The sequence below is a fragment of the Nesterenkonia salmonea genome, from assembly GCF_005771525.1.
GTDB lineage: Bacteria > Actinomycetota > Actinomycetes > Actinomycetales > Micrococcaceae > Nesterenkonia > Nesterenkonia salmonea.
Genome location: NZ_VAVZ01000063.1, coordinates 1 through 8,792 on the forward strand (window position 1 = coordinate 1; position 8,792 = coordinate 8,792).

The following is an 8,792-nucleotide window of genomic DNA, read 5'->3' on the forward strand; positions in this document are numbered from 1 at the left end:
CATCGCCCGGTCCCTGCTCGAAAGCGGAGGATTCAGACTACAACTACACCCTGGATTGTGAAGAGCCTGAAAACTGCTCGATAAGGTCAGTGTCCCCAGTGATCCGAGCATGGTTCAGCACCTCCCACCAGTAGTGGAGGAGGGCTTCGGCGCCCTCTTCCGTTTCCTCGTAGATCTCTTCCGAAATCTCAGGCTCGGGCCAGTTTTGGGCAGGCCCGGCAGCGGAGGCGGGTATCGGTTCCGGTGTGTCCTTGACCTCCTCGCCACAGGAGGCGACGAAAAAAAGAGCGAGCGCAGAAAAGCTGGTCGCACATACGAGACTAGCGTCTATCCGACCTTCGGGCCGGCGCCCGGCACCCAGCTGTGCAGAAAAGTCATATTCGCGAGGGTGCTCTTATGCAGCCCGCTTAGCAGCCGCAGGTGCGTAGCCGAACGCCCGTCGGTAGGCGCGGCTGAACGTCGCCGGATCGCTGAAGCCGCAGGCGAAGGCCGCATCCGTCACCCCGGCGCCGTCCTGCAGCAGCGACCGTCCCTTCCGCAGTCGGGCCATGCGAATCTCCCGGGCGGGTGAGGTCTGATGCTCACGGAAGGCGGCCTGCAGAGTGCGCAGCGAGACCCCGGCCTGGCGGGCCAGGCGCTCGGGCGTCAGCAGCGGATCGGAGCAGGCCTGGCGCACGTACTCCACCAGATCGTCGAAGGCGACGGACGCCGACCCCGGGCACCGCGGGGCGCCTTTCGGATCCGGGGTGAAGGTCAGCAGCCGGTGGTCCGAGTCGCGCAGCTGCGTGAGCCTCCACCGCACGTGCACCATCCGGCCGCGCCGGTCCACGAAGTCCTCGGAGTGGCTGCGGTGCACCGTGCCGGAGGTGGTGATGATGGGGCACTGGTGGATCGGATACGGGGAGCCGTCCGGGCGTCGGGAATGCAGCGCATCATGGCTGCACCGGCCGATCAGCTGCCCCTCGCTGCTGTAGCCCAGCACCGAGGCGGCCGCCTCATTGACCAGGGTGACTGCACCGTCCGGGCCGATCACCCACATGGGAGTGGGGGAGGCGTCGATGACGGGTCGGAGGAGTCCGGCGGTACCGGGGCTCATGGCGGTCCTGCTCCTTTGTCGGATGAGGAGGGTCCTATGGCATCCTGCGCTGATCCTAGGCGTCGCATGTTTCACGCGGCCTACGCCAATGTTTCAATAATGTTTCTGCGCAAAATGACGGATAACTCTGCGCAGAATGCCTTGGGATGCTGCAGTGATTCTCCATAGATTCGGAGGAGTCGTCGGCCCGGATGCACTCGGGCTGAGGAATTCTCACCCTTCAAGGAGGCAGTCGCTGTGAAACCATTTGTGAGCAAGCAGGAAGCCGCCCAGCAGGTGCGTGTGGCCCGGCACCGCGCAGGGATGAGCTGGGCGCAGATCGCCGAGCAGCTCGGCGTCGACAAGGAGTGGAGCACCGCCGCGCTGCTGGGCAGCCACCCCATGACCGCCGAGCAGGCACACGTCGTCCAGGAGCTCCTCGACCTCGACGACTCCACCGCCGAAGCCCTGCAGATGCAGCCCTATCGGACAGCGATCACCGAGGACGTCGTCTCCGACCCCACTGTCTACCGGTTCCACGAGGCGCTGATGGTCTACGGCCCGGCCATCAAGGAGCTCATCCATGAGGAGTTCGGCGACGGCATCATGTCCGCCATCAACTTCCAGATGAGCGTCCGCCGGCGCGAGCACCCCGGCGGCGACCGCGTCGTCGTCACTTTCGACGGCAAGTTCCTCGACTACCAGTGGTGACCATGAACCGCCCCCACGTGCACTCGCCGCCGAGGAGCAGACGCCCCGGCAGGCTCACCCGCCGCAGCCTGCTCGGCCTGGGGGGAGGCGCGCTCGGCGCCGGGCTGCTCTCCGGGTGCAACCCCACCGGCGGCACCCCCGAGACCAACCCGCTGGGCATCGACTTCGCCGCCGCCATGGAGCCGGCCGGCGAGCTCGAGCAGCGCAATGTCACCGTCGGGTTCGTGCCGATCACCTGCTCCTCGCCGATCATCAACGCCGCAGCTATGGGCATCTTCGAGCAGTACGGCCTCAACGTCACCCTGCAGCGCTACACCGGCTGGGGCGAGCTGTGGATCGCGTTCGTCGCCGGGGAGCTCGACGCCACCCAGATGCTGATCCCCATGCCCCTGGGCATCCACCACAACTTCGCCGCCGGCCACCGCGCCACTCGCCTGCCCTACATCACCAACACCAACGGTCAGGCGATCACCTTAGGCCTGCAGCACGAAGGGCGGGTCAACGGCCCCGAGGACTTCGAAGGCCTCACCCTCGCGGTTCCGTTCGACTACTCGGGCCACAACCTGCTGCTGCGCGACTACCTCGCCCTCGGCGGACTCGACCCGGACTACGACGTCGGAATCCAGGTGATGCGCCCCTCCGACATGGTCGCCGCGCTCAACGTCGGAGACATCGACGGGTTCCTCGCCCCGGACCCTTTCAACCAGCGGGCGGTGGCCATCGGTGCCGGCTACCTCTACACCCTGTCCAAGGAGCTGTGGGACGGGCACCCCTGCTGCAGCTTCGCCGTCGCCGATGAGTTCGCTGCGGCAAACCCCAACACGTACGCGACCCTGCTGCGCGCCATCGGCGACTCAGCGATGTGGACCGACCAGCCCGACCACCGGTCCCTGGCGGCCGAGACCATGGCCGGGCGGGCGTTCCTCAGCCAGGACCCGGCCGTGCTGGACGCGGTGCTCAGCGGAAACTATGAGGACGGCACCGGCCAGGAGCTTTCGGTGGAGGACCGCATCGGGTTCCAGCCCTACCCCCACGAGAGCTACGCCATCTGGGCGCTCACCCAGCTGCAGCGGTGGGATCTCGCCCCCACCGAGGGCTACGACTCCGCGGAGGACTATCAGAGCGCCGTCCGCGAGGTGCTGGACCCGGACACCGCCGTGCCCATCCTGGAGGAGCTCGGCGCTGACACCTCCCCCCGGGAGACAGAAACGATCATCGGCCGCACATTCGACCCGGCAGACCCCCTGCCCTGGACCAGCAAACAGGTGAACGTATGAGCACCCAAGCACCAGAGACCACCGCCTCCGCCCCGTCCTCGGCCGAGCAGGGCGCCCCTGAGGCCCTGCAGCGCCGCGCCAAAGCCCAACGAGCACGGGACCGGGTGCGCACCACGGGCCTGTTCCTCGCCTTCTTCCTCGCGTTCATCGCCGTCTGGCACCTGGGCACGGCCGGACTCGACGACGGAGGCCTGGCGCCCACCCCCGCGGCCACCTGGGACCGGCTCCTGGAGATGCTCGGGGACGCGTTCCTGCTGGACGGCCCCAACAATGTGGGCATCTTCTACCACCTGCTGGCCTCCATCCAACGAGTGCTGCTGGGCTTCGGGATCGCCGCTCTCATCGCCATACCCCTGGGGCTGCTGCTGGGCACCTCGCAGGTGTTCAACGACGGCCTGGACCCCTTCATCCAGGTGCTCAAACCCGTCTCCCCGCTGGCATGGCTGCCCCTGGGGCTGGCGCTGCTGAGGGATTCCCAGATGACGGCGATATTCGTGATCTTTATGGCCGCCCTGTGGCCCATCCTCATCGCCACCATCGACGGGGTCCGACGCGTCAACCCGCTCTACCTGGACCTGGCCAAGAGCCTCGAGGCCGACACCAGGACCAGCACCTTCAAGGTGCTGCTGCCGGCCACGCTGCCCGGCATCGTCACCGGGCTGCGCACCGCCCTGTCCACCGCCTGGCTGGTGATCGTCGCCGCCGAGATGATCGTCGGAGGACGCGGCATGGGCCACTTTGTATGGAACGAATGGAACGCCCTGAACACCCCCAGCATCGTGGTGGCCATCGTGATCATCGGCGGGGTGGGATTCATCCTGGACCGCTCGATCGCGCAGCTGCAGCGACTGGTGCCCAAGGGCTGAGACGTCGAGGAGACACTGAGATGACAGCACAGACCATGCCGCAGGAGACCACCGCCGCACCCCCGGTGGTGAAGATCGACGGGATCACCAAGGGCTTCCCCAACCGAAAGAAGGGGTTCCAGAGGATCGTCGCCGAGACCAACGTCGACATCCAGGAGGGTGAGTTCATCACCATCATCGGGCCCTCCGGCTGCGGGAAGTCGACCATCCTGAAGATGCTCGCCGGACTGGAGTCCGTCGACGAGGGCGCCATCCTGCTGGAGGGTGAGCCGATCACCGCGCCGAGCCGCCAGCTGGGCATCGTGTTCCAGCAGCATGTGCTGCTGCCGTGGATGTCCGCCCGGCAGAACGTCGTCTTCGCCCTGGAGACTGAGCCGGGCAGCACCAGCACCAAGGAGGAGCTGCGGGAGCGGGCCGACAAGTACCTGGACCTGGTGAACCTCAGCCATGCTGCTGATCAGCGCCCCTCCCAGCTCTCCGGGGGGATGCAGCAGCGCGTCGGGATCGCCCGTGCCTTCGCCCTGGAGCCGAAGGTGATGCTGCTGGATGAGCCGCTGGGGGCGCTGGACGCCCTGACCCGCCACGAGCTGCAGCTGCAGCTGCTGCGGCTGTGCGAGCAGCAGAAGAGAACGTTCATCATGGTCACCCACGACGTTGACGAGGCTCTGCTGCTCTCGGACCGGATCCTGGTGATGGGTTCGGGGCCCAACGCGGAGATCATCCACGACATCACCGTCCCCTTCGGCAGGCCCCGCGACGCGGAGACCGTGGAGCAGGACGCCAAGTACCACGAGCTGCGCAGCTTCCTGCTGGGCTCACTGACGAGTCACTGAGAGGCTGGGCTGATGAGTGCTGAGCAGAGCCGTCCGCCGCTGCCCCCGTTCGACGCCGAGACGGCTGCGCAGAAGGTGCGCGCGGCGGAGGACGCGTGGAATACCCGGGATCCGCAGAAGGTCTCGCTGGCGTACACCAAGGACAGCAGCTGGCGGAACAGGGACCTGTTCCTCACCGGCCGCGCGGCGATTGAGGACTTCCTCATCGTGAAGTGGGGACACGAGCTGGAGTACCGTCTCATCAAAGAGCTGTGGGCCCACGAGGGGAACCGGCTGGCCGTGCGGTTCGCCTATGAGTGGCAGGACGCTGCGGGGGACTGGTTCCGCTCCCACGGCAACGAGAACTGGGAGTTCGCAGACACCGGGCTCATGCGGGTCCGGATGGCGTCCATCAACGATCAGGCGATCGGCGCGGACGACCGGCTGTTCCGGTGGCCGCAGGGTCCACGGCCCGCTGATCACCCCGGGCTGAGCGAACTGGGTCTCTGAAGCTCACTGAAGTGTCGCGTCTGAATGCGCGTGTGGCGGACCTGACCCGTCCGGGTGGATGCTGCGAGTCTCGGAGCGCCGCAGCCGGCTTCCGTACCAGTCGCTGAGGTAGACCTTCGGCAGGATCTTCGTCACAGCCAGGGCGACGTACATGACCGTGTTGATGGCCACGAACCCTGCCAGCGTCTGGAACCACGCCGATTGCAGCAGCGCCGGAGAGAAGAGGACGCCCAAACTAAGCATCAGCCGTCACCGCCGACTCGTCCGGCCGCCGGCGAGACAGGCTCTGCGTCTCTGCCGTGGTGTTCCCCCAGGCCGCGTTCCTGCCCAGGGTGATGTCGATGACGCCTTTGACGTAGACGAGGTTGAGGAACATGTCGAAGAGCAGCTCGGGGAAGAGCGTGGCCGCCAGCAGCCGCGCCCGCCAGCCGCCCCGCCACACGCTGACGACCCGTTCGACGACGAACAGCAGTCCGATGCCCAGCCAGAACGGGAACCAGATCCAACGGTCGGCGGAGAGGATGGTGATGAAGATCAGCAGGAAGAACGTGCCCAGGGCGATGACGCTGTAGCCGATGCCCAGCTGCTGCGCCCAGTAGCGGAACGTCTGCCGGTTGATCCCGTAGGCCCCGATGTTCTCCAGGGCGCCGCGCTGCCAGCGCAGACGCTGCCTCCACAGCAGGCGCAGGTTCGGCATCAGCTCGGTGACCACGCTGCACTCGGTCGGTGAGACCATCAGACCGCCCAGAGACTTGATCGCGATGGTGAGCTCGTTGTCCTCGGTCAGGGCGGCGGTGTCGTACACGTCCCCGTGCCGTCCTGGGAGTGTGTCTCCTCGCTGGTCTGCGATCGTGCGCAGCGCTTTGGGCCGGAACAGGGACGCAGTTCCCGTCAGGACGAACACGCGTCCGCGGCGACGTCTGATCTGGCGGCCGTAGCGGGTGTATTCGTTTCGCTGAAACTGGCCGAGCAGGCCGTGGCCCTCTTCGCCGTAGAAGAGCCCGCCGACGGCCATCAGCGCACGGTCCTGGGTGAATTTGTGCACGGCCGCTTCGAGGAACCCGTCGTCGAGCCAGGTGTCGGCGTCCATCACCATCACCACGTCATTCGGTCCCTGCGCGGGCAGGACCTCTTTGAGCGCTTGGTTCAGCGCCCCGGCCTTCTTCTCAGTGTTGCCGACCGTCTCAAAGACCTCGACCCCTGCATCGCGGGCGACGTCGGCGGTGCGGTCGCTGCAGTTGTCGGCCACGACGACCACCCGCGCGGGCAGATGAGACTGCGAAGCCAATGACGAGAGCGTCTGCGGAAGCGGCGCCTCCTCGTTGTGCGCGGGGATGAGCACCGTCACCGTCACGGGTCCGTGAAAGACTCCGCGCGTCTCGGCCATAACGATCTTGGGCGCCAGGGGAGTGGCGACCTCGTCCGAGGACCGACGGGAGCGGTCTGTGGCTCGTCGGTCGAACACAGAGACGGCGGAAGCCACCATCAGCACCAGGACCACTGAGGTGAGCACAAACCCCAATTGCGGTGCCTGAGGGTTGTAGAGCACTGAGAATTCACCGCCTATGAGCGCCTCACGCGGCTCGGCGGAAGTCCAGGCCTGAGCTTCTGCGAGGACGAACCACAGGAACAGGGCCATCGCCGCGGTCGTGCTGACGATGAGCACACCGGTCATGCGGTGAAGTCGTGTCACAGTGTCTGCCCTCTTAGTATCGCGCGGCGGCTGAGGCTCTTCAGCTTCCGCAGTTCTTTTCGAGCCACTTCGGGCCCTCGCTGGGGTCCATCGGCTTCGACCAGAGGAACCCTTGGGCCTTGTCGCAGCCGAGTCCCTGCAGCTCGTCGAGCTGCGGCTTCTCCTCGACCCCTTCACCGATGACCTCGATGCCCAGAGCATGGGCGAGGTTGATCACCGCCCCAATGATCTGGTCAGACCGTGAGTCAGGAGTTCCCAGGCCTTGGACAAAGGATTTGTCCAGCTTCAGAGTCTGCACCGGCAGTCGGTGCAGGTAGCGCAGGGAGGAGTGGCCGGCCCCGAAGTCATCGATGCCGAAGCACACCCCCAATTCCGCGGCCTCGTTCATATGCTCTATGGCCAGATCGAGGTCAGCGATCTCTTCCACTTCAGTGATTTCGAAGTGCAGCTGATCCGCGTCGATGCCGGTCTGGGCCAGCAGCTCCTGAGTGTGTGTGATGAAGCTGCGGTCGTTCAGGTGACGGGTTGAGAGGTTCACCGCAACAGTCGGGCGGCGGAGGGTGGGGTGGTTCATCTCCCATTCCCGCAGCTGTCGCATGGCGTGCTCAAGGACCCATAAATCGATGTCCACGATGAGGCCGCTGGCGTGTGCCACGGGCAGGAAATCAGCCGGCGAGAGCAGGCCTCGTTCTGGATGCTGCCAGCGCACCAACGCTTCGAACCCGGCTGGTCTGCCCGTGTCCAGGCTGATGATGGGCTGGAAGCGCAGCCGCAGCTCGTCACGCTGCATCGCAGCGCGCAGCTGCGACTCCGTGTCCATTCGCTCAGAGACCTTCTGCTGCATGAGCTCGTCGAACTCGACAGCATTTCGGCGGTGGTGGTCTTTCACCGCGTACATAGCGGTGTCCGACTTTCGAATGAGGGATTCAGCTGTGTCGTCTGTGTCGGAGAGAGCGATGCCGATGCTGACCTTTGAGAAGATCTCTTCCCCATCGATCAGGAAGGGGTCGTCCATTGCCGCGGAGATCCGAGCCGCGAGCTGGTGGGCAGTCTCAGACTCCATGTCCTCGCAGAGGAGGACGAACTCATCCCCTCCGAAGCGGGCAAGCACATCGCTGTAGCGCGTGAGCTGGCGCAGGCGCTGCGACAGTTCCACGAGCATGGCGTCACCGGCAGTATGTCCGCGGGCGTCGTTGACGATCTTGAAATGATCGAGATCGATGAACAGGACCGCCACTTGGCTTCCAGCTCGTCCCGCGCGCGCCAAGAAACGGTCCAGGTATTCGACGAGAAGTCGTCGATTCGCGAGTCCGGTCAGCGGATCGTGCATGGCCAGGTGCTCGAGCTCCTGCTCTGCTCTCTTGCGCGCGGTGATGTCCTGCAGGTGCACATAGAAGGTGCTGGGAGCACCATCGGAATCACGCAAAAGAACGACGACCTGCTCTACATAGAGGACTTCGCCGTTAGGACGAAGGTAACGGCGTTCATTGCAGAGATGGACTTTATCACCGCTCACGGCTTGCTCGAACAGCGTCGACTCGTCCGCGGAGGGGGGATGGATAAAGTCTGTGAGCCGGTGGCCCAGGAGCTGACTCGGGGGGCGGTCCAGTAAGGCCATGGCAGCAGGGTTCACGCGTGTGAGGCGGGCTTCGGTATCAGTCAGGACGATGCCGATAGGTGAGTGGTCGATGCCTAGGGCAAACAGTCGTTCGGCTTCTTCCTGCTGGGCTTGAGCCTTGCGCAGGGGAGTGATGTCGCGCACGGATGCCACGGTGTAGTTTTCGGGCTCTTCACAATCCAGGGTGTAGTTGTAGTCTGAATCCTCCGCTTTCGAGCAGGGACCGGGCG

The 8,792-nt window shown here is 65.4% G+C and carries 10 protein-coding genes; 5 read left to right on the top strand and 5 right to left on the bottom strand.

Annotated features, from left to right (window positions below; translation table 11 throughout):
- Positions 1-43: 43 nt before the first annotated feature.
- Complete coding sequence (locus FEF26_RS16325; protein WP_341805156.1) at positions 44-361, bottom strand: DUF6318 family protein; 318 nt, start codon at positions 359-361, stop codon at positions 44-46.
- A 33-nt stretch (positions 362-394) separates the two neighbouring features.
- A complete protein-coding gene (locus FEF26_RS14665) occupies positions 395-1,096 on the bottom strand; it encodes a helix-turn-helix transcriptional regulator (RefSeq protein WP_138254283.1) in 702 nt (233 codons plus the stop codon).
- Between the two features lie 237 nt (positions 1,097-1,333).
- On the opposite strand from FEF26_RS14665, the gene cynS reads away from it, so the two are divergent.
- The 5 genes from cynS to FEF26_RS14690 are packed head-to-tail and all read left to right on the top strand — an operon-like array spanning position 1,334 to position 5,251.
- Positions 1,334-1,786 carry a cyanase gene (gene cynS, locus FEF26_RS14670; protein ID WP_138254284.1) on the top strand — a complete coding sequence of 151 codons (453 nt, stop codon included), beginning with the start codon at positions 1,334-1,336 and terminating at the stop codon, positions 1,784-1,786.
- A gap of 2 nt (positions 1,787-1,788) precedes the next feature.
- On the top strand, positions 1,789-3,063 hold the full coding sequence (locus tag FEF26_RS14675; RefSeq protein WP_138254285.1) for an ABC transporter substrate-binding protein: 1,275 nt from the start codon (positions 1,789-1,791) through the stop codon (positions 3,061-3,063).
- On the top strand, positions 3,060-3,929 hold the full coding sequence (locus FEF26_RS14680; RefSeq protein ID WP_138254286.1) for an ABC transporter permease: 870 nt from the start codon (positions 3,060-3,062) through the stop codon (positions 3,927-3,929). The genes FEF26_RS14675 and FEF26_RS14680 overlap by 4 nt, the downstream gene beginning before the upstream one ends.
- 20 nt (positions 3,930-3,949) lie before the next feature.
- Positions 3,950-4,762 carry an ABC transporter ATP-binding protein gene (locus FEF26_RS14685; RefSeq protein ID WP_208012949.1) on the top strand — a complete coding sequence of 271 codons (813 nt, stop codon included), beginning with the start codon at positions 3,950-3,952 and terminating at the stop codon, positions 4,760-4,762.
- Positions 4,763-4,774: 12 nt separating this feature from the next.
- The gene (locus FEF26_RS14690; protein WP_138254287.1) at positions 4,775-5,251 is read left to right on the top strand and encodes a nuclear transport factor 2 family protein; all 477 of its coding nucleotides are present in this window, start codon (positions 4,775-4,777) and stop codon (positions 5,249-5,251) included.
- A gap of 3 nt (positions 5,252-5,254) precedes the next feature.
- Here FEF26_RS14690 and FEF26_RS14695 read toward each other — a convergent pair whose 3' ends face one another.
- The 3 genes from FEF26_RS14695 to FEF26_RS14705 form a co-directional block, all read right to left on the bottom strand.
- Positions 5,255-5,494: a hypothetical protein gene (locus FEF26_RS14695; protein ID WP_138254288.1), complete on the bottom strand. Its 240-nt coding sequence runs from the start codon at positions 5,492-5,494 to the stop codon at positions 5,255-5,257.
- Positions 5,487-6,944: a glycosyltransferase family 2 protein gene (locus FEF26_RS14700; protein ID WP_243730615.1), complete on the bottom strand. Its 1,458-nt coding sequence runs from the start codon at positions 6,942-6,944 to the stop codon at positions 5,487-5,489. The genes FEF26_RS14695 and FEF26_RS14700 overlap by 8 nt, the downstream gene beginning before the upstream one ends.
- A gap of 40 nt (positions 6,945-6,984) precedes the next feature.
- Positions 6,985-8,792: putative bifunctional diguanylate cyclase/phosphodiesterase (locus FEF26_RS14705; RefSeq protein ID WP_138254289.1), on the bottom strand; the 1,808-nt coding region annotated here is incomplete at its 5' end.

What these genes read in the sequence shown, in the direction of transcription:
- FEF26_RS14690 (WP_138254287.1), top strand. Translation starts at nt 4,775, where the DNA reads ATGAGTGCTGAGCAGAGCCGTCCGCCGCTGCCCCCGTTCGACGCCGAG.
- FEF26_RS14675 (WP_138254285.1), top strand. Translation starts at nt 1,789, where the DNA reads ATGAACCGCCCCCACGTGCACTCGCCGCCGAGGAGCAGACGCCCCGGC.
- FEF26_RS14685 (WP_208012949.1), top strand. Translation starts at nt 3,950, where the DNA reads ATGACAGCACAGACCATGCCGCAGGAGACCACCGCCGCACCCCCGGTG.
- FEF26_RS14695 (WP_138254288.1), bottom strand. Translation starts at nt 5,494, where the DNA reads ATGCTTAGTTTGGGCGTCCTCTTCTCTCCGGCGCTGCTGCAATCGGCG.
- FEF26_RS14665 (WP_138254283.1), bottom strand. Translation starts at nt 1,096, where the DNA reads ATGAGCCCCGGTACCGCCGGACTCCTCCGACCCGTCATCGACGCCTCC.
- FEF26_RS14680 (WP_138254286.1), top strand. Translation starts at nt 3,060, where the DNA reads ATGAGCACCCAAGCACCAGAGACCACCGCCTCCGCCCCGTCCTCGGCC.